This window comes from Lysobacterales bacterium (genome assembly GCA_014946745.1).
Taxonomy (GTDB): domain Bacteria; phylum Pseudomonadota; class Gammaproteobacteria; order Xanthomonadales; family Xanthomonadaceae; genus Aquimonas.
In genome coordinates this window covers 2181181-2200736 of sequence record JADCRD010000001.1, presented here as the reverse complement: position 1 = coordinate 2200736, position 19556 = coordinate 2181181, and the positions used below count along the sequence as shown (strand labels likewise).

General features: G+C 69.0%; 14 protein-coding genes. 12 read left to right on the top strand and 2 right to left on the bottom strand.

What is annotated here, in order from left to right; all coding sequences use genetic code 11:
- The first annotated feature begins 117 nt into the window (after window positions 1–117).
- The 5 genes from H4O13_08570 to H4O13_08550 all read left to right on the top strand — a co-directional run bounded on the left by H4O13_08570 (window position 118) and on the right by H4O13_08550 (window position 8458).
- A complete protein-coding gene (locus H4O13_08570) occupies window positions 118–3000 on the top strand; it encodes a GGDEF domain-containing protein (GenBank protein MBE5315439.1) in 2883 nt (960 codons plus the stop codon).
- A gap of 105 nt (window positions 3001–3105) precedes the next feature.
- Complete coding sequence (apbC, locus tag H4O13_08565) at window positions 3106–4188, top strand: iron-sulfur cluster carrier protein ApbC (protein ID MBE5315438.1); 1083 nt, start codon at window positions 3106–3108, stop codon at window positions 4186–4188.
- 524 nt (window positions 4189–4712) lie between these two features.
- Window positions 4713–6290 (top strand): threonine ammonia-lyase, biosynthetic, encoded by a 1578-nt coding sequence (gene ilvA / locus H4O13_08560; protein ID MBE5315437.1) that lies wholly within the window; start codon window positions 4713–4715, stop codon window positions 6288–6290.
- A gap of 107 nt (window positions 6291–6397) precedes the next feature.
- Window positions 6398–6703, top strand: coding sequence for a hypothetical protein (locus H4O13_08555; GenBank protein MBE5315436.1), 306 nt, complete (start codon window positions 6398–6400; stop codon window positions 6701–6703).
- 252 nt (window positions 6704–6955) lie between these two features.
- A complete protein-coding gene (locus H4O13_08550) occupies window positions 6956–8458 on the top strand; it encodes a phospholipase (GenBank protein ID MBE5315435.1) in 1503 nt (500 codons plus the stop codon).
- 63 nt (window positions 8459–8521) lie between these two features.
- On the opposite strand, the gene H4O13_08545 is transcribed toward H4O13_08550, so the two are convergent.
- On the bottom strand, window positions 8522–9607 hold the full coding sequence (locus tag H4O13_08545) for a hypothetical protein (protein MBE5315434.1): 1086 nt from the start codon (window positions 9605–9607) through the stop codon (window positions 8522–8524).
- A gap of 504 nt (window positions 9608–10111) precedes the next feature.
- On the opposite strand from H4O13_08545, the gene H4O13_08540 reads away from it, so the two are divergent.
- From H4O13_08540 to H4O13_08510, 7 genes are all read left to right on the top strand, one after another.
- Entirely contained in the window at window positions 10112–11773 is a 1662-nt protein-coding gene (locus tag H4O13_08540) for a diguanylate cyclase (protein ID MBE5315433.1), read from the top strand.
- 780 nt (window positions 11774–12553) lie between these two features.
- Complete coding sequence (locus H4O13_08535) at window positions 12554–14209, top strand: CTP synthase (protein MBE5315432.1); 1656 nt, start codon at window positions 12554–12556, stop codon at window positions 14207–14209.
- Window positions 14206–15036: a 3-deoxy-8-phosphooctulonate synthase gene (gene kdsA, locus H4O13_08530; protein ID MBE5315431.1), complete on the top strand. Its 831-nt coding sequence runs from the start codon at window positions 14206–14208 to the stop codon at window positions 15034–15036. The genes H4O13_08535 and kdsA overlap by 4 nt, the downstream gene beginning before the upstream one ends.
- A 116-nt stretch (window positions 15037–15152) precedes the next feature.
- Window positions 15153–15647, top strand: a complete 495-nt coding sequence (locus H4O13_08525; GenBank protein MBE5315430.1) for a hypothetical protein — start codon at window positions 15153–15155, stop codon at window positions 15645–15647.
- Complete coding sequence (eno, locus tag H4O13_08520) at window positions 15644–16936, top strand: phosphopyruvate hydratase (GenBank protein MBE5315429.1); 1293 nt, start codon at window positions 15644–15646, stop codon at window positions 16934–16936. The genes H4O13_08525 and eno overlap by 4 nt, the downstream gene beginning before the upstream one ends.
- A 25-nt stretch (window positions 16937–16961) precedes the next feature.
- A complete protein-coding gene (ftsB, locus tag H4O13_08515; protein MBE5315428.1) occupies window positions 16962–17318 on the top strand; it encodes a cell division protein FtsB in 357 nt (118 codons plus the stop codon).
- Window positions 17315–18025, top strand: a complete 711-nt coding sequence (locus H4O13_08510; protein MBE5315427.1) for a 2-C-methyl-D-erythritol 4-phosphate cytidylyltransferase — start codon at window positions 17315–17317, stop codon at window positions 18023–18025. Before ftsB ends, H4O13_08510 begins: the two co-directional genes overlap by 4 nt.
- A 127-nt stretch (window positions 18026–18152) precedes the next feature.
- Here H4O13_08510 and H4O13_08505 read toward each other — a convergent pair whose 3' ends face one another.
- Window positions 18153–19241 carry a hypothetical protein gene (locus H4O13_08505; protein MBE5315426.1) on the bottom strand — a complete coding sequence of 363 codons (1089 nt, stop codon included), beginning with the start codon at window positions 19239–19241 and terminating at the stop codon, window positions 18153–18155.
- Window positions 19242–19556: the final 315 nt, after the last annotated feature.

Below are 19556 nucleotides of genomic sequence, written 5' to 3'. Positions count from 1 at the left end.
TGTGGGCGACGTCAGACTGCGCTGTGTGGCCCAGCTTCTGCGTCGCCACCCGACCGCGCGTCCGCGGCACAGAAGCTGCACGCCCGTCGCCGGTCAATCTGCCGGTCTGGGGTTCCGATGCGTTGGCTGCCGTGGGTTCTGCTGTGCTGCCTGGCCGCCGGGACTGCAAGGGCGGACATCGAACTGCGCGGACGCCCGCCCGTACAGCAGCTGGTGCCATCCGTTCCGGTGTTTCCGCAGAACTTCGGTGTACTGGAGCTGGATGACGGCGGCCTTGCGGTGGCCAGCCGCGACGGCGTGCTGCTCTTCGATGGCGAACGCTGGAGCCTGCTGCGGCTGCCGAACCGCGAGATGGTCCGTTCGCTCGCGCCCGGAGCCGGAGGCACGGTTTGGGTAGGCGGCTACAACAGCTTCGGCAGCCTTTCGCGCGCCCCCAACGGCAAGTGGGCGTTTCGCGATCTCACGGCCGCGTCCCTGGAGCCCGGGGAAGCCGCGCGCTTCGCCGATATCTGGAGCATTGTGGTCACGCCGGAGGGCACCTACTTTCGCGCCCTGCGCGATGTGTTCTTCGTTTCGGCCGACGGCGAGAAGCGCCAGCGCTGGCGCCATGAAGGGCGCTTCGGCGGTATCGCCCGCCTGCAGGGCGAAGTGATCCTGCAGTTCCGCGGCGAGGGGTTTCGCGTGCGCCGGGGCGAGGTCTGGCAGCCACTGCCGCATACCGCCGCGCTCACGCAGCTCGTGCACACGCTGGTGCCGCTGGATGAGCGCAGCCTGCTGGGCTTGGGTTCGGACGGTCGATGGTGGGGGATTGGCCTCGATCAGGTTCGCGAGGTGCCGATGCCGGAGCGGCTGCCGCCCTCGTCCGAGTTCCAGAAGGCCACGCGGCTTCGCGACGGACATCTGGTGTTCGCCTCCGGCGATGGCCAGCTCTGGCTGCTGGCGCCCGGACGCGAGAGTTACGTCAGTCTGCGTCTGGAGCAGGGCTTCCTGAGCGGCCTTTGGCAGGCCCGAGACGGCAGCCTGCTGGTGTCGGGCGATACGCGGATCCATCGCGTGGTGTGGCCGCCGCGCTGGACCGCGCTCGACGAAACCCTGGGCCTGCGCGGCAACCTGCAACTCGCGCGGGAACAGGGCGGCGAGCTGCTCGCGTTTGGCAGTGGGGGCGCGCTGCGCGCGCAGGCGCTGCCGAATGCACCCAGCCGACTGCAGACCATGCCGGAACTGACGCAGAGCCTGTTTGATCGCTATCCGCTCGCTGACGGGCGCGAGGTTCTGTCGAGCGGGCATCACCTGCTGCTGCGCGACGCAGGCGGCGTGCGCATGCTCACCGACGAGCTGGTCTATCCCCGCGAGCTGCAGCCGAGCGGATGGCACAAGGACGTGCTCTGGGTGTTCACCGAGCACGGCCTGCGTCGCCTCGACCTGCAGCCCGAACTGTCCTTGAGCGCCCCCCTGCAGCGCGCGGACGACATGCGGGTGAAGTCGATCGCCGAGGTGGCGGCCGACGAGCTGTGGCTCGGCACGGAGCGCAGCGGCCTGTGGCGCTATCGCCTGGCTGCGGATCGCAGCCTGCGCTCGGCCGAGCGCATGGGAGCGGAGCAGGGCATCGAGTATGGCCCGATCGCTTTCGCCCACGTCAGCCGCTGGCCCGACGGCAGCCTTCGCGCCAGCACTGCGGAAGGCCTCTGGCGCTGGGACGGAGCGCGCGGGTTCGTTCGCGATGATGTGTTCGGGCTGGATGCCCAGCGCCGGCCCGAGGAGCGACTGCGACTCGTGCCGGATCGCCACGGCAAGGATTGGGCCTTCAGCCCGACCCGGGTGCTGCAGCGGCACGAGGAGGGCTGGCGTGAGGTCGATCTCGGCGGGCTTTGCCGGGGCGCTATCGAACAGGTCGATGCCCTGACTGACGGTCGACCCTTCGTTGTGTGCCACGGCGCCCTGCTTCTGAAGTCGGGGGCACATACGGAAGCCGCAACGCACAAGCCGCAGGTGCGCCTGACCCGCGTGCTGCGGAGCCGCGGCGCCGCTGCGCCGGCGTCGCTCGCGCTGGCGCCGGAGGCGCCGCTCGAAGCGCCCGCGCAGGGCTTCAACATCGCCTTCGAGTTCGCGATGGCCGAGCTGGATCAATCGATCAGCCCGCAGTACCGATGGCGGCTGTACGGTTTACGCCAGGCGTGGAGCCCTTGGGTGCGCTCGATGCGCGTCAACTACACCCAGCTTGACCCCGGCGCCTACCGCTTCGAGCTGGAGGCGCGCGACGCTCACGGGCATATCAGCCGCGCGGCGCCGTGGTCCTTCACCCTGCTGCCGCCGTGGCACGAAACCGCTTGGGCGCGTGCGGTCTTTGCCCTGCTGCTGGTCTCGGCGGCGGCGCTCTCGACGCGCGCCTACATCCGTCGTCGAACCGCCCGTATCGAGGCCGAACGCAGACGACTGTCGGATCTTGTCGAGGCGCGTACGGCGGAGCTGGCCGAGGCCAATCGGCGGCTGGAAGACATCGCCAACCGCGACGGCCTGACCGGCCTGGCCAACCGCCGAAGGCAGGACGCCTACCTCCGCGCGGTCTGGTTCCAGTGCCAGGAGCGTCAGCGGCCCTTGAGCGTGCTGCTCGTCGATGTCGACCACTTCAAGCGCTACAACGATCAGCACGGCCACCCCGCAGGCGACGCTCTGCTGCAGGGCTTGGCCGAGGTGCTCGCGGCCAGCCTGAGGCGCAGCGAGGATCTGGTCGCCCGCTATGGCGGCGAGGAGTTCCTGCTGGTCTTGCCGGGCGCGCCGGTCGAGCTCGCCTTCGAGTTCGCCGAGTCGCTGTGCCAGACCGTGCGCGCTTCGCCGCTGGGTGTCACCGTTTCGATCGGCAGCGCGACCATCGTTCCGACCGAGCACGCCCGTTTGTCCGAACTCATCGAACGCGCCGATCAAGCCCTGTATCGGGCGAAGTCGTCGGGTCGCGATCGCGCGGAGCGTGCCGCCGATCTTGAGCACGCACCCGCGACCTAGTCCGCCGCGCCTCGGAGGTCTGTAGCCGCGCCGCAGCCACTTAGAATGTGCAGCTCTCGGGTGGCCCGTCCGCCTCTCACATCTTCAGGCTGCAAAGGAACTCCCATGTCGCTCGACCAGGATGCCGTGCGCGCGCTGCTCGCCCCACTCATCGACGAAAACACCGGCCAAAGCTTCATTGAGGGGGTGCGCGCCATCGGCGTGGACGGTGCTCGCGTGCTGGTCGAGCTGCAGCTGAGCTATCCCGCTGCCGGCTTCCATGCCGCACTGGGCGAGCGGGTGCGCGCCGCACTGGAAGCCGATCCGCGCATCGAGCGCGCCACGGTCGACGTCAGCTCGCGGGTGCTGGCGCACAAGGTGCGCGAGGGCCTGAGCCCGCTGCCGGGCGTCAAGAACATCATCGCCGTCGCGTCCGGCAAGGGCGGCGTGGGCAAATCGACCACCTCGGTCAATCTCGCACTGGCGCTGGCGGCCGAAGGCGCGCGTGTCGGCGTGCTCGATGCCGACATCTACGGGCCGAGTATCCCGCGCATGCTCGGGCTGTCCGGCAAGCCCGACAGCCCCGACGGCAAGACCATCACGCCGAAGCGCGGCCATGGCCTGCAGGCGATGTCGATCGGCTTTCTGATCGAAGAGGACACGCCGATGATCTGGCGCGGCCCGATGGTCACCCAGGCCCTGCAGCAGCTGCTGAACGAAACCGCCTGGGACAACCTCGACTACCTGATCATCGACCTGCCGCCGGGCACGGGCGACATCCAGCTCACCCTGTGCCAGAAGGTGCCGGTGTCGGCGGCGATCATCGTCACCACCCCGCAGGACATCGCCCTGCTGGACGCGAAGAAGGCCCTGCAGATGTTCCGCAAGGTCGAGGTGCCGGTGCTGGGCATCGTCGAGAACATGGCCATCCACATCTGCTCGAAGTGCGGCCACGCCGAACACATCTTCGGCGAGGGCGGCGGCGCGCGCATGGCCGCGCAATACGAAGTCCCGCTGCTGGGCGCTCTGCCGCTGGACATCCGTATCCGCGAGCAGGCGGACGGCGGGGTGCCGACCGTGGCGATCGATGCGGAGTCCGATCTCTCCAAGCGCTACCGCGAGATCGCCCGACACGCCGCGGGACGGCTGTCCCTGCGCGCGAAGAACAAGGCTTTCGGGTTTCCGAACATCGTCATCAAGAGCGACTGACGGAGCCGGGATTGGGGGTGAGGCGGCTTGCTTGCGCGGCACCGCCGCGCGAGTCTCCGAACGCCCGCGCGCTGTGCGCGAGGGCCGGGCGCGGGATTCGCAAGGGCAGACCTGTTGCCTTGAGTCGGGATTCGCCGACACGACCTCGATTCAGCCCGCGCGGAAGCTCGCCAGCTTTAGCCCCTCACCCCATGCGAGATGTGTCGGGGAGACGGTGCAGAACAGATACCGGCCTGGACACACTGCCACCCCGTCGCGCCCCCCACCCCACCCCCACCCCCACCCCACCCCCACCCCCTCTTGTGGGGAGAGGGCCTCGATCGCGATGTCGCCTGATCTCGCATCGGAGTGCCTCAGTCCCCTACGCGTGCGCAGCTCGCGGTTGGCTTTTTCCAATCCCGAATCCCAAATCCCGGCTCTCGAGCTCTATGCCAATTCGTCGCCCTCCACCGAAGTCGTAAGGGCGGACGGCTGCTGCCGGCGTAGTCTCGGAGCTTCCTTCACGAGACCTTGAGGATTCCGCCATGCCCGCGCAGCCGCTGTCGTCCACGCCCAGACCCGAGGCGCAGATCGCGCCCGCGCCGGCGCTGGATTACCTGCGGCGAATTCTCACCGCGCGCGTCTATGAGGTCGCGCGCGAATCCGAGCTGGACCATGCCCCGCGACTGTCGGCGCGGATGGGCAATACGGTCTGGCTGAAGCGCGAGGACAACCAGGCGGTGTTCTCGTTCAAGCTGCGCGGGGCCTACAACAAGATGATGCATCTCGCCCCCGAGGCGCGCGCGCGCGGCGTGCTCACGGCGTCCGCCGGCAACCATGCGCAGGGCCTGGCGCTGGCCGCACGCCGGCTGGGCTGCAAGGCGGTGATCGTGATGCCAGTGACCACGCCGGCAGTGAAGATCGAATCGGTGCGTCGCCACGGCGGCGAGAACGTCGAGGTGGTGCTGATCGGCGACTCCTACAGCGATGCCGCCGCCCATGCCCGTGAGCTTGAGCGCACGCACGGCTACACCTTCGTGCATCCCTTCGATGATCCGGATGTGATTGCCGGGCAGGGCACGGTGGCGATGGAGATCCTGCGTCAGCACACCGGCCCGCTGCATGCCATCTTCGTGCCGATCGGCGGCGGCGGCATGGCCGCCGGCGTGGCGGCCTACGTCAAGGCGCTGCGGCCCGAGGTGCGGGTGATCGGCGTGCAGACCGAAGACTCAGACGCCATGGCGCGTTCGCTCGAAGCGGGACAGCTGCTCACGCTCGATGACGTCGGCCTGTTCTCCGATGGCACCGCGGTGAAGCGGGCCGGCGATGAGACCTTCCGCCTGTGCCGCCTGCATCTCGATGAGGTGCTGCGGGTCGACACCGACGCGCTCTGTGCCGCGATCAAGGATGTGTTCGAGGACACCCGCAGCCTGCTTGAGCCCGCCGGTGCGTTGGCGATCGCTGGCCTTAAGCAGTACGTCGCGCGTGAGGGCATCCGCGGCGAGGCGCTGGTGGCGGTGGCTTCGGGCGCGAACCTCAACTTCGACCGCATGCGCTTCGTCGCCGAGCGCGCCGACGTCGGCGAGCAGCGCGAGGCGCTGTTCGCGGTGACCATTCCGGAAGAGCGCGGCAGCTTCCGCCGCTTTGTGAATCTGCTGGGCGGGCGTGGCATCACCGAGTTCAACTACCGCATCGGCGATGCCTCGGCCGCGCATATCTTCGTCGGCATCAGCACGCGCGGGCCGGGCGAAGCCGAGGCGCTGGCGCGCGCCTTCGCCGACGAGGGCTTCCCCGCGCTCGACCTCACCCACGACGAGCTCGCCAAGCTGCATCTGCGGCACATGATCGGCGGACGCTCGCCGCTGGCCCGCGACGAGCGCGTCTACCGCTTCGATTTCCCCGAGCGACCCGGCGCGCTCATTCGCTTTCTCTCGGCGATGAACCCGGACTGGAACATCAGCCTGTTCCACTACCGCAACCAGGGCGCCGACAACGGACGCATCCTGGTCGGCCTGCAGGTGCCCGAGGCGGATCGTCCGGCGTTCGACCGCTTTCTCGCCGGGCTGGGCTATCCGCACAGCAACGAGACCGAGAATCCGGCGTATCGGCTGCTGCTCGGCTAAGACCGGCGGCGATGGAGTGAACGGCCGCCCGTGTGCACTTGCAGCACGTCTTGTTTCGGCTAGGCTGGCGCCCACCTCGGGTCCAGCCAGTCGAGAAGGAGAGTGCCATGAGCAGTCAGGGCAGCGTGTGTGGCATGAACCCGAATACCGGCCGCGTAGTGGTGCGCACTGAAGGCGGCTACACCGTGATGGACATCGAACGCGGCGTCGTCGGCCCGCGCGATGTCCTGGCCGGGCGCATCACGGGCCCGGGTCGGGCCATCCTGATCAACACCTCGCGCGAGTCCAGCGAAGTGACCGTGCGCGTCGAAGTGATCGACGCCGCACTCGATGTCGCCCGCGCGCTGCTGCACGAGGACGAGGTCGAGACCGACGTCGCCCGCGGCTGCGCGGAGGGCTCGGGGACGGCGTGAGGGGCCGGGATTTGGGATTTGGGATTCGGGAACAGCGGGTCGGTTCCGACCGCCACCGCCAGGGTCGCGCTCCGGGAGCGGCTTGAGGGCGTTGTCCTCCGGTCGCAACGGAGTCGGGCGCTCGTGTACGTAGGCCGCTCATCAGCGAGCCGCGGTGGAAAGCTGCGGCCCTGCCGCTGAGTCAGTTTGCCCCCGCGGCGCTCCCCCACTGCCAGCCGTGTGCTGCCGAACGCCGGACGCGAGGATTCGCCGATGCCTTTGCCTGACACCCTGGTCTTCCTGCACGGCTGGTCGGTCACCAGTACGGACACCTACGGCGGCCTGCCCGAGCGGCTCGCCGCCGAGTACGCCGCGCGCGGTCAAGCCCTGCAGCTGCGCGACATCCACCTGGGACGCTACGTGTCCTTCCAGGACGAAGTGCGCATGGAGGACCTGGCGCGCGCCCTGCAGGCCGCCGTGGAGCGCGAACTCGGCGCGTTGATCCAGGCCGGCCGGCGCTTCGCGGTGATCACCCACAGCACCGGCGGCCCGCTGGCCCGCGAGTGGTGGTGGCGCTACTACGCCCAGCCGCGCGGCGCCTTGCCGTGCCCCATGAGCCATCTGGTGATGCTGGCGCCGGCCAACTTTGGCAGCGCACTGGCTCAACTTGGCAAGGGGCGACTCAGCCGCATCAAGACCTTTGCGCAAGGCGTGGAGCCCGGTGCTGGCGTGCTCGACTGGCTGGAGCAAGGCAGCCCCGAAGCCTGGGCCTTGAACGAAGCCTGGTGCCGAGGCCGCTTCGGGTTGCCGGGCGCTGAGGACGGCCGCGGCGTGTATCCCTTCGTGCTCACCGGCCAGAGCATCGACCGCAAGCTCTACGACCATCTGAACCCCTACACCGGCGAGAGCGGCAGCGATGGCGTCGTGCGCGTGTCCTCGGCCAATCTCAATGCCGCCTTGCTGGTGCTGGAGCAGGGGCGCAGCGGCGATCTGCAGCGTCTGGAGGCGGTCGGTGGCTTGAAGCGCGCGCCGCGAACGGCGTTTCGACTGATGGCTGGCGCGGCGCACTCCGGCAAGGCGCACGGCATCCTGCGAAGCGTGTCGGCGACAGCCGGCGGGCAGGGCACCGAGACCGTGCAGGCCGTGCTGCGCTGTCTTGAGGTCGACTCCGGTGCCGCTTACGCCACGCTGTGCGATGCCTTCGAGCAGGAATCCGAGCGCGTCGAAGCGGCCGAGCGGGTCGAGATCGAAGCGGTGCCGGTGCTGCCCGATCGCGTGCATCTGCACGATCGCAGCAGCCTGGTGATCTTTCGCCTGCAGGACAGCGAGGGCTACGCCCTCAAGGACTACGACCTCGTCCTCACCGGCGCGCAGGACAGCCCCAATCTGCTGCCCGCGGGCTTCCTGCGCGACCGCCAGCGCAACAGCCGCCATCCGGGCACGCTGAGCTTCCTGTTCGACCACGATCTGATGACCGGCTGCTCAGCCGTCCCCGATCCCCGTCGCGCAGGCGCCGAGCTGCGTGCGGCCCTGCCCGGCGTGGATCGACTGGGGCTGAAGCTCCGGCCGCGCCCCGAGCAGGGCTTCGTCCGCTATGCGCAGGCGGTGATCCATGCCGAGCCGACCCTGCTGCGGCAGGTGCTGCGGCCGAACCAGGCAACGCTCATCGATCTGCGGCTGCAGCGCCTCGTGGATCGCGCCAACCTCGAGTTCGGTCCGGCCGGCGGCGCGCAGTCCTTCAAGGGCGTGAAGCCGGCCGGAGAGGTCGTGCCCTGAGCCCCGCAGTCGCCACGCCCGACGTGGGCGGAAAGGGCGCGTTCGCGCCCCACACCGCAATCGTCAGAACCCGTACTGCGCCCGCACCGCGGTGAAGTGCCCGCTGTACTCGCCGGGCCGGCTCACGCGCAGGCTGCGATCGGCCTCGAAATTTCCGTAGTGGGCGCTGAACTGCCAGTTCGCGCCCACGTAGACCGTGGCGGCGAAGCCGATCTGGGTTTGCGCGCCGAGTGCCGCGCTGCCCAGATCGAAATCGACGCGGCTGATGCGTGCGGCAAGCTCGAAGGCGAGGGACTCGGCCTCGAACTTGGGCTTGCGTACGGCACCGTCGCGCAGGCTGCGCGCATGGCCGCCGCTGAGCCAGCTGGCCTGCAGGTAGGCGCCCTGGCCCGAGGGGTCCGAGCCGGGACGCTGCCCGCGCAGAGTGAAGGCCTCGCTCTGGACGGTCCAGCTGTCGCGCAGCCAAGCGGCTTCAAGTCCGAGGCGAGCATTGCTGCCAACCGCTGCAAAGCTGCCCAGATCCAGCGGAGACAGCGGCAGCAGTCGCGACTCGGCGCGCGCGCGCAGGCGAAGGCGCTCGTCGTCGCGCTGTTCGTAGGCCGCCGCCACGCCCAGTTGCAGATCCGGCCGCGCCACGCTGAAACCGCGCAGGGCAATGCCTGCACTGCCGGAGATCTGCTCGGTCAGGCCCGCATAGCCGCTGGCCTGCAGTTGCAATGAGCCCAGCGGCTGCATCCACATCAGGCCAACGCGGCGGCCGATGGTGGACGCATCGTGGGCGATCGAGCGCTCCATCAGCGCGAGATCGCGCGACGAACCCTGCTCGTCCAGGGTGAATGGCTGCTTGTACTGGCCGAAGCGCAGCTTGCCGCCGGCCGCGGGCAGGTCGACGTACAGATCGGTGACCGTGCCGCTGGCGAAATCCCACTCGCCCTTCAGCTCCAGGCCCGATGCGTGGCTGGCTTTCAGGCTGACGCGGCTGCGCCGCGCGGCGTCAGCTTCACCATCGATATCCCCGCTCAGGCTGTAGCGGCTGTAGTCGTGCTGGAAGTTTCCGCCATACGAGACACTCCAGTCGGAGGCCTTGCACAGGCTGGACGCAGGCAGCGATGCAAGGCCCAGCGAAAGGGCGAAGGTGACGGGGCGCATGGAGAAAGGCCTGGGCGGGGGAAGGTCTTCACAATTATTGCATCGGAATGGCGAATTTGTGACTGGATGTCCTGTCGTCGCCAGGCTGCAGCCGCATCGGCATCGATTGTGCAGGCCGAACGCCGCAGGCCGCGCCGGCCTGTGGACAGTCCCGCCCGCCCCGCGCGCTGAAGGCCCCTGTGGGCGAAGTCACCTCGATGCTGTCACGCGGGTGGCGCTGGGGTGCGTGGCGCAATGCAGTGCGAGAATCCTCGCGGGTTCGGCGAGCCTGAGGCAATACTCAAGACGTCAGGGCTGCCGAGCGCCATGGAGGGCGCGCTCGCGGATCGCGCTCAGCCCGGGTTCCGCGTTGCTCGAACGAGTGCACACGACACCGCGTGCCCGGCCACGCAGCACGCGTCGGGACGGCCGCAGGCGTCAGATGTTTTCTCAAGCTGCTCGCAGCCCCGCCATCGCAGGAGACAGCACTTGCCGCCTCGCCCTGTTTGCTGTTTCGCTGCGCTCATGTCGCGCCTGCTGATCGCCCTCCTGCTGTGTTCGCTGCTGATCGGCATGGCGATGCCGGTCGCGGCCAGCGAGCTTGCGCTCGACGTTCGGGTTCTGGCCTATGGCGAAACGAATGAGGCCAACGCGCGCCCCTTGCCGAATCCCGCTTGGCGCAACCGCGTGCTGTCGAGCAAGGCGCCGCGTGCGACCTTGCTGATCCGCCCGCAGAGCGGCGCTTGGCCCAGCGGTGAATGGGTGCTGCAGCTGCGAACCTCGCCCCTGCATCGGGTGCAGCTGCAGGTCGGCGAGCAGCGCAGCGCGTGGACGCGCGCGCTCAATCCCGCGCCCGGCCTTCATGCCGGCCATGGGGACGTCGCATTCTCGCTGCCGGCCCTGCCGCAGCCGGATGTGCCGCTGCGGGTGCATCTGGATGCGCGCGGCGTGCTGGCCTCGACCCTTGCGTTGAACATGGTGCCCGCCGACGAGTACCGCGCGCAGGACGCCGCCTGGCTGGCCTACGCCGGCGCCAGCCTGGCAGTGATGGCGGCCATGGCGCTGATGGCTCTGCTGTTTGCTGCCTACCTGCGCGATTCCAGCTTTCTCTGGTACTCCGGTTACCTGCTGGCCTATGTGTGGATCCTGGGCCTGCAGAGCGGCTTTCTTGCATCGCCGATGGGCTTGGTTTTTCCCCCAGAGGGCGGGCCGATGTCGGGGCGCCTTGCCACCGCCGCAGCCATCGCCTGCGCTGCGATGTTCCTCGATCGCTTCGCGCACCTCGACATTTACGCCCCGCGTCTGCGCCGAAGCCTGCATCTGCTGGCCGGTGCCATCGTTCTCACCAGCCTGGCCTCACTGCTGCCCTTCGAGCGCGCCGTGCAGGCCGCGCGCGCAGTCACCAACCCCATGATCATTGTCGGCGGGCCGCTCCTGCTGATTGCAGCGCTATGGGCGGCTGTGCAGGGCTCGCGCTATGCGCTGATCTTTGCGATCGGCTGGGCGCCCCTGCTGGCAGTGACGGTGATGAGCAGCCTGCAGTTGTTCGGCCAGTTCAGCGCGTGGCTGTGGCTCGACAACGCCGGCATGGCCGCGGGCGCGTTCGAGGCCCTCGTGCTTTCGGCGGGCCTTGCCTACCGCAGCATGGAGCTGCGTCGCGACCGTGACTCTGCGCGTCACCTGGCTGACGTCGATCCGCTCACGGGCTTGCTGAATCGTCGCGCCTGGAGCGAGCGCGTGCGCCGCCTCATGGCGAGCGAAACCGATGGCCTGAGCGTGCTGTTCGTCGACCTCGACCATTTCAAGGCTCTGAACGATCGCTACGGGCATGACCGGGGCGACCGCGCCCTGGCGGAGGTCGCTGCCTGCCTCAAGCGCAGTTTGCGCGCTCACGATCTGCTGGCCCGCCACGGCGGCGAGGAACTGGTGGCCGCGCTGCCGCGCTGCGGGCTCGATGTCGCTGCGCGCATCGCCGAACAGCTGCGCCGCGCCGCCTCCAATCTACGCATCGCCAGCGACAACGCCGGGCAGACTGAGCCGCTCAGTCTCACCTTGAGCATCGGCGTGGCTCGCCAGCGCCCCGGCGAATCGCTGGAATCACTGATCCGCCGCGCCGATGCCGCGATGTACAGCGCGAAGCGCGGCGGCCGCGACCGGGTCGAAGTCGATCGCGACGAAAGTGTCTGAGTTGCCGCAGCCAGACGGCGGGGGCTGGGGCGGAACCGCGGGGATTGGGGATTAGGGATTAGGGATTAGGGATTTGGGATTTGGGATTTGGGATTTGGGATTAGGGATTAGGGATTGGGGATTGGGGGTTCTGGATTCGATGCGAGCCGTCGCGCATGCAGGCCGCGTCCCGGTGTCGCGCCCGCGGCTGTGCGTAGGAGCCTGCTTGCAGGCGACCTCCGCCTTCGCCCTGCCTCAAAGGCCGCGGTCGCGAGCAAGCTCGCTCCTGCGGGCGTGGAGACTTGCTGGCCGTGCTGGATCGGGTGGGGCGCGTGCTGGGCTTCGACTGCCATGCGTTCGAGCGGGTGTCTGGACGGGTCGCAAGCGCCGCCGGCACCGGCCGCGGATGCGAGGCGCATCGGTTCGTCCGGCGCTCTGGCTGCGGTCTCCCCGGCCCATGACCTTGGCCGATGCGGCTGTGCAGCTGGCCGGCGCGTCGGGCGCGGATGGCCCCGGATGTCGTCCGCGAGGGGCTCGCAGCCGGCGGGCGGGCTCGCGGATCGAGCTCGCAAGTGCTTGATCCAGAAGAAGCAAGCCCCGGCTCGCGCGAGACTCGGTACCACGGATCAAGCCCAAGGCGGACTGGATCCGAGTGGCCCTGGCAGTCTCTTCGGTTCATCCAGGGGTTGCGCATGCCGCGCGTGACGGATTAGCACGCTCTTCGGCAGCGTCGGGCTTGCCCGCTGAGGCGGCCCGCGCCTTCCGCCTGTAGAATCGCGTTTTCCCGCTGCGTGTCTACACATGACTCCCCTGATCTTCGTCACCGGTGGCGTGGTGTCCTCGCTTGGCAAGGGCATCGCATCGGCCGCACTCGCGGCCATTCTCGAATCGCGCGGTCTGCGCGTGACGCTCATGAAGCTGGATCCGTACATCAACGTCGATCCCGGCACGATGAGCCCCTTCCAGCACGGCGAGGTCTACGTCACCGACGACGGCGCCGAAACCGACCTCGACCTCGGCCACTACGAGCGCTTCGTGCGCACGCGGCTCGGCCGCATGAACAGCATCACCACCGGTCGCATCTACGAGAACGTCATCCGCAAAGAGCGCCGCGGCGACTATCTCGGCGCGACGGTGCAGGTGATCCCGCACATCACCGATGAGATCAAGCGTTGCATCGACGCCGCGACCGCGGGCTTCGATGTCGGCCTGGTCGAGATCGGCGGCACGGTCGGCGACATCGAGTCACTGCCGTTTCTTGAGGCCATCCGCCAGATCCGCAGCGAGCGCGGGCCGGACAAGGCCCTGTTCATGCACCTCACGCTGGTGCCCTACATCGCCGCCGCCGGCGAGCTGAAGACCAAGCCGACCCAGCATTCGGTGAAGGAGCTGCGCAGCATTGGCATCCAGCCCGATGTGCTGTTGTGCCGCTGCGAGCAGCCGCTGCCCGAGGGCGAGCGTCGCAAGATCGCCCTGTTCACCAACGTGCCCGAGAAGGCGGTGATCTCGGCGATCGACGTCGCCAACATCTTCAGCATCGTGCCCTGGCTGCACGAGCAGCAGCTCGACGAGCTGGTGGTGCGCCAGCTGCACCTGCCGGCCAAGCGCGCGGCCGAGCTGGGCGACTGGATGGAAGTGATCGATGCGGTCGACCATCCCGTGGATGAAGTCACCGTCGCCGTGGTCGGCAAGTACGTCGATCATCAGGACGCCTACAAGTCGGTGGGCGAGGCGCTGAAGCACGGTGGTCTGCGCCAGCGCACGCGCGTGCGGCTGAAGTGGATCGAGTCGGAGGAGGTCGAGCGCGAAGGTCCGTCGGTGCTCGACGGCGTCGACGCCATCCTGGTGCCCGGCGGCTTCGGCGATCGCGGCTTCGAGGGCAAGGTGCGCACCGTGCAGCATGCGCGCGAGCGGGGCATCCCGTATTTCGGCATCTGCTACGGCATGCAGGCGGCGGTGGTGGATTTCGCCCGCAACGTGGCGGGCCTGAGCGGGGCCAACACCACCGAGAACGATCGCAGCGTCGCGCATCCGGTGATCGGCCTGATCACCGAGTGGCGCACCTCGACCGGCGAAGTCGAGCGTCGCACCGAAGCCTCCGACCTCGGCGGCACCATGCGCCTCGGCCTGCAGGACTGCCGGCTCAAGCCGAATACCCGTGCGCGCGAGCTCTATGGCAAAGACGTCATCGCCGAGCGCCACCGTCACCGCTACGAGTTCAACAACTACTACCGCACCCAGCTGGAGGACGCGGGCCTGGTGGTCGCCGGCAAATCGATGGACGACCTGCTGGTCGAGATCGTCGAGCTGCCGCGCGACACGCATCCGTGGTTCGTGGCCTGCCAGTTCCATCCCGAGTTCACTTCGACCCCGCGCGACGGCCATCCGCTGTTCATCGGCTTCATCCGCGCCGCGCGCGACTACAAGGCCGCTGCCGCGAAGGAGGCCAGCGCATGAATCTCTGCGGGTTTGAAGTCGGCCTCGACAAGCCGCTGTTCCTGATCGCCGGGCCCTGCGTGATCGAGTCCCTGCAGCTGCAAATCGACACCGCCGGCACGCTCAAGGAAATCACCTACAAGCTCGGAGTGCCCTTCATCTTCAAGTCGAGCTTCGACAAGGCCAACCGCACCTCGGCCACCAGCTTCCGCGGCCCGGGCATGGAAGAAGGTCTGAAGGTGCTGGCGGAAGTGAAACGCCAGCTCGGCGTGCCGGTGCTGACCGACGTGCACGAGTACACGCCGATGGACGAGGTCGCCAGCGTGGTCGACGTGCTGCAGACGCCGGCCTTCCTGTGCCGGCAGACCGACTTCATCCAGAAGGTCGCGCGCGCCGGCAAGCCGGTGAACATCAAGAAGGGCCAGTTCCTCTCGCCCTGGGAGATGAAGCACGTCACCGACAAGGCGCTGGCCACCGGCAACACCCAGATCATGGCCTGCGAGCGCGGGGTGAGCTTCGGCTACAACAATCTCGTCAGCGACATGCGCAGTCTGAGCGTGATGCGCGACACCGGTTGCCCGGTGGTGTTCGACGCCACCCATTCGGTGCAGCTGCCCGGCGGCGCCGGCGGCAAGAGCGGCGGCCAGCGCGAGTTCGTGCCGGTGCTGTCGCGCGCCGCGGTCGCCGTGGGCATCGCCGGCCTGTTCGCCGAGACGCATCCCGATCCTGAGAAGGCGCTGTCCGACGGCCCCAACGCCTGGCCGCTGGGCCGCATGGCCGAGCTGCTCGAAAGCCTGGTCGAGCTCGACCGGGTTGTGAAGAAGCGGCCGTTTATCGAGATGGGCTGAGCGGGCGCGTGCCGATGCCAATACGCAGTGGTTCAGCCGAAAGCGTCCAAGGCCGAGTGCGGCCGCCAGCGCCGCTGTCCACGGCGGGCGGCCGTGCCGCTGGCGGCTTCGCGGCTGTGCTGGGCCTGATGCTGCCCTTCGGGCAGGCGGGTGCCTGCAGCATGAAGGGTGGCGCGCCTTCGCTTAGGCAGCAGCTTGAGTCGGCTGAAGCGGTGTTCATTGCTCGCGTGACTGTTGCTCGCGAGGTGCTACCTGAGGAACTGCTGCCGCCTGAGGCTTTGGCTGATGTCGACCCTGATGATCTTGGTGAGCCTCTGATCGAGGCGTCCTACCGGTTGATCGAGACCCTGAAGGGCAAGCCTCCCGCTGAAGGCCGTGTGTACGATCTTCCGCTAGCTGCCGGGAACTGCAGCCTGGGGCTATTGCCCGGTTGGGATTATGTATTCGTGTTGCAGCCTCCCGAACCGGATTTCGGCAGACACTTTGTAGGCCACTTCTCCGGATCGTTTGGCCTGGGCGCCTACCGTAGCGCTGGCGACCCCGACACAACCGAGCTTTCAGAAGTCCGCGCCACCCTTCGATCCCTTTCCACGGAACCCGAGACGCCATGAGCACGATCCGCAGCATCCACGCCCGCGAAATCCTCGACTCCCGCGGCAATCCCACGCTCGAAGCCGAAGTCACGCTGGAGTCCGGCCAGGTCGGCCGCGCCGCCGTGCCCTCGGGCGCGTCGACGGGCACCCGCGAGGCCGTCGAGCTGCGCGACGGTGACCGCACGCGCTACCTCGGCAAGGGCGTGACCCGCGCGGTCGGCAATGTGCGCGGCGCGATCAACGACGCCCTGCGCGGCTTTGACGGCGCCGATCAGGCGGGTCTGGACCAGCGCATGATCGAACTCGACGGCACCGAGACCAAGAGCCACCTCGGCGCCAATGCGCTGCTCGGCGTGTCGCTGGCCAATGCGCATGCGCAGGCCGCGGCGCGCGGGCTGCCGCTGTGGAGACATCTGCTGGGCGATCGCCAGGCGGTGCTGCCGGTGCCGATGATGAACATCATCAACGGCGGCGCACACGCGGATAACAACGTCGACATGCAGGAGTTCATGGTGCTGCCGGTCGGCCTGCCGAACTTCGCCGAGGCCCTGCGCGCTGGCACCGAGATTTTCCACGCGCTGAAGTCGGTGCTGAAGGGCCGCGGCCTGTCGACGGCCGTGGGCGACGAGGGCGGCTTCGCGCCGGACCTGCGCTCGAACGAGGAAGCCGTCGAAGTCATCCTGGAGGCGATCGGCAAGTCCGGCTACCGCGCCGGCGAAGACATCTACCTCGGCCTCGACTGCGCGGCCTCCGAGTTCTACGAGAACGGCAAGTACCAGCTGGTCGGCGAAGGCCAGCGCCTGTCGTCGGAGCAGTTCGCCGACTTCCTTGCCGGCTGGTCACGCCAGTACCCGATCATCACCATCGAAGACGGCATGGCCGAGGACGACTGGGACGGCTGGGCCGGCCTGACCGCGCGCCTGCGCGAGAACGTCCAGCTGGTCGGTGACGACCTGTTTGTGACCAACCCCAAGATCTTCCGCGAGGGCATCGCCAAGGGCATCGGCAACGCCATCCTGATCAAGGTCAACCAGATCGGCACCCTGACCGAGACCCTGGAGGCCATCGCCATGGCCGAGGCCGCCAACTACGCGCAGGTGATCTCGCACCGCTCGGGCGAGACCGAGGACACGACGATTGCCGATATCGCGGTGGCGACCACGGCGACCCAGATCAAGACCGGCTCGCTGTGCCGCTCGGATCGCGTGGCCAAGTACAACCAGCTGCTGCGTATCGAGGAAGCGCTGGGCGCGGGTGCGCGCTACGCCGGTCGGGCCGCGTTTCCGCAGCTGAAACACTTCCGCTGAGCCGCTGCGCCCCGCCTGGGCCCGCATGTTCCGACTCGCCATCCTTGTGTTGCTTGCCCTGCTGGTCTACCTGCAGGTGCAGCTGTGGACGGGTGCGGGAGGGCGGGCCCAGGTCGAGGACCTGGCGAAATCGGTGGAGCGGCAGCGCGTGGAGAACGGCCAGCTGGAGCAGCGCAACGCCGCGCTCGAAGCCGAAGTGGTCGACCTGAAGGAAGGCGCCTCGGCCGTTGAGGAGCGCGCGCGCGCCGAGCTGGGCATGATCCAGCCCGGTGAGGTGTTCTACCGCGTGGTCGACGGCGACAAGGTGCCTGAACCGCCGCCGCCTGCGGAGCCCGTCGAGGCCGAGGACGCGGCGGCGCCTGCAGTGCGCCCGCAGCAATGAACCCGCGCATCTGGGCCGTGCTGCCCGCCGCCGGCAGCGGCCAGCGCATGGGCTCCGCCGTGCCAAAGCAGTACCTGAAGCTGGCCGGCCGCAGCGTGCTCGAACACAGCCTGCGCGCGGTGCTGGCCCATCCCGAAGTGGCGGGTGCAGTGGTGGCGCTGAGCGCGGGCGACGCGCGCTGGCCGGGCTGGAGCGCGCTTGCGGGCAAGCCCGTGCTGCGCGTGGACGGCGGCGCCGAGCGTGCCGACAGCGTGCGCGCAGCGCTCAGCTTGCTGGCCGCGCGCGAGGATGCCGCGGCGCTGTGGGCGCTGGTGCACGACGCGGCGCGGCCGTGTCTGCGTGCGCAAGATCTCGATCGGCTGGTCGCGCGTTGCCTCGCGGCTGGCGAGGGCGGTCTGCTGGCGGCGCCGGTGCGCGACACGCTGAAGCGCGTCGATCCGTCGCGATCCGCTTCCGCTCAGCGCTCGCTCGGCACCGAGCCGCGCGCAGGCCTGTGGCGCGCGCTGACGCCGCAGCTGTTTCCCCTGCAGGCCTTGCTCGCGGCACTGCAAGCGGCCGAGGCGCAGTCGCTCGCGGTCACCGACGAGGCCATGGCCATGGAGCGCGCAGGCGCGCAGCCTCTGCTGGTCGAAGGCGCGGACGACAATCTCAAGATCACCACGCCGGCCGATCTGGCGCTGGCGGAGTTCCTGCTCAGCCGTGGCTGAGTGACCCACGCTTCGATTCGGCTCGATTGGAGTCCTGCGTTGACGGATGCGTGCGAGCTGCGTGGTGCCGGTGCGTGGGCGTGCGGGAAACCCTCCGATCGCCTGCAGTCGGCGGGCGCGCTGGCTCTCAGCGGCCCAAACGCTGTGCGGCCGCCAGCACGTCGCTGAACACGCCGGCCGCGGTGACTTCGGCGCCGGCACCGGGCCCGCGCAGGGTCAGCGGCGGCTGCTGCTGCAAGTCGGTGCGGATTTCCAGCACGTTCTCGCGCGGCCGCGCGCTGGCGAGCACATCCTCCAGCGGCAGCGAGGCGACGCCGACGCGACCGCCTGCAGGGCTGACTTCACCGACCACGACCAGACGCTCGCCCCGCGCCTGCGCCGCGGCGATGCGCTCGCGCCAGCCCGCGTCTTCGGCCCTCAGCGCCTGCAGCAGGGCTTCGCCGTGCACGGCGCGCGCGCGGGTCAGCGGCTCGACGGCGATGTGCTGGGCATCGAGCGTGAAGCCAGCCTCGCGCCCGAGGATCAGCAGCTTGCGCGCCACGTCCTGGCCACCGAGGTCTTCCAGCGGATCGGGCTCGGTGTAGCCAAGCTCGCGGGCTTCGATGACGGCGTCGGAAAACGCCACGCCCTCGTGCAGTCGCGAGAGCAGGTAGGACAGCGAGCCCGACAGCAGCCCACGAATGCCGAGCACGCGCTCGCCGCGCAGGCGCAGGTCGCGCAGCGGGCCGAGCACGGGGATCGCGGCGCCGACGGTGGTTTCGTAGTGCCAGGGCGTGCGGCGCGCACGGTCCTGCAGCGCGCTGTAGAAGGCCCAGGGCCGCGCGCCGGCGTGCTTGTTGGCGGCGGCGATGGCGATGCCGCGGCCCAGCAGGGCGGGGTAGTCGGCCGCGACGTCATCGCTGGCCGTGCAGTCCACGGCGACCGTGTGGGCGGCGCTGCCGATGCGCGCCCACAGGCGCTCGAGATCGCCGGCGCTGCGCGGCTGCAGCGCGGGCTCCAGGCCGACCGGATCGAGACCGGATTCCTGTTCGGCCAGGCCGCGCCGATCAAACGCTGCGCGCAGGCGCAGATCCAGCCCGAGGCTGGCGCGAAGGGCTTCGCGGCGCTCGGCCAGACGCTGGCGAAAGGCGCTGCCGACCCGGCCGCGGGCGCCGATCAGGACGATGTCGATGCGTTTGGCGGGGTCGCTGGGAGCGGTGTTCGGCAAGGCAGGCATGGCGGCTGGACGGGGGCTTGGGCAGGTGGCAGATGAAACCATACATCCATCGCGATGAAAAGATATGTTTTGTCGCGTGCAGGTCCGTGCGGTGTCGCGTAGGCGGGTCGAAGGTGAGGCAGGGGCTAAGCTATGCGACCGATGCGCAACGCGTGTTTGAGGCGCCAGCCGCGAGGCAGGCGATGCGAGTGATGCGACCCACCAGAGTGTCCGGCTCGCGGTGGGCGAGGGCCCAGCCTATGCGTGAGGGGCGAGAGCGTGGGCCCCGACCCACCCAATGCATAAGGGTCGGTAGGGTGGGCACTGGCCCACCCT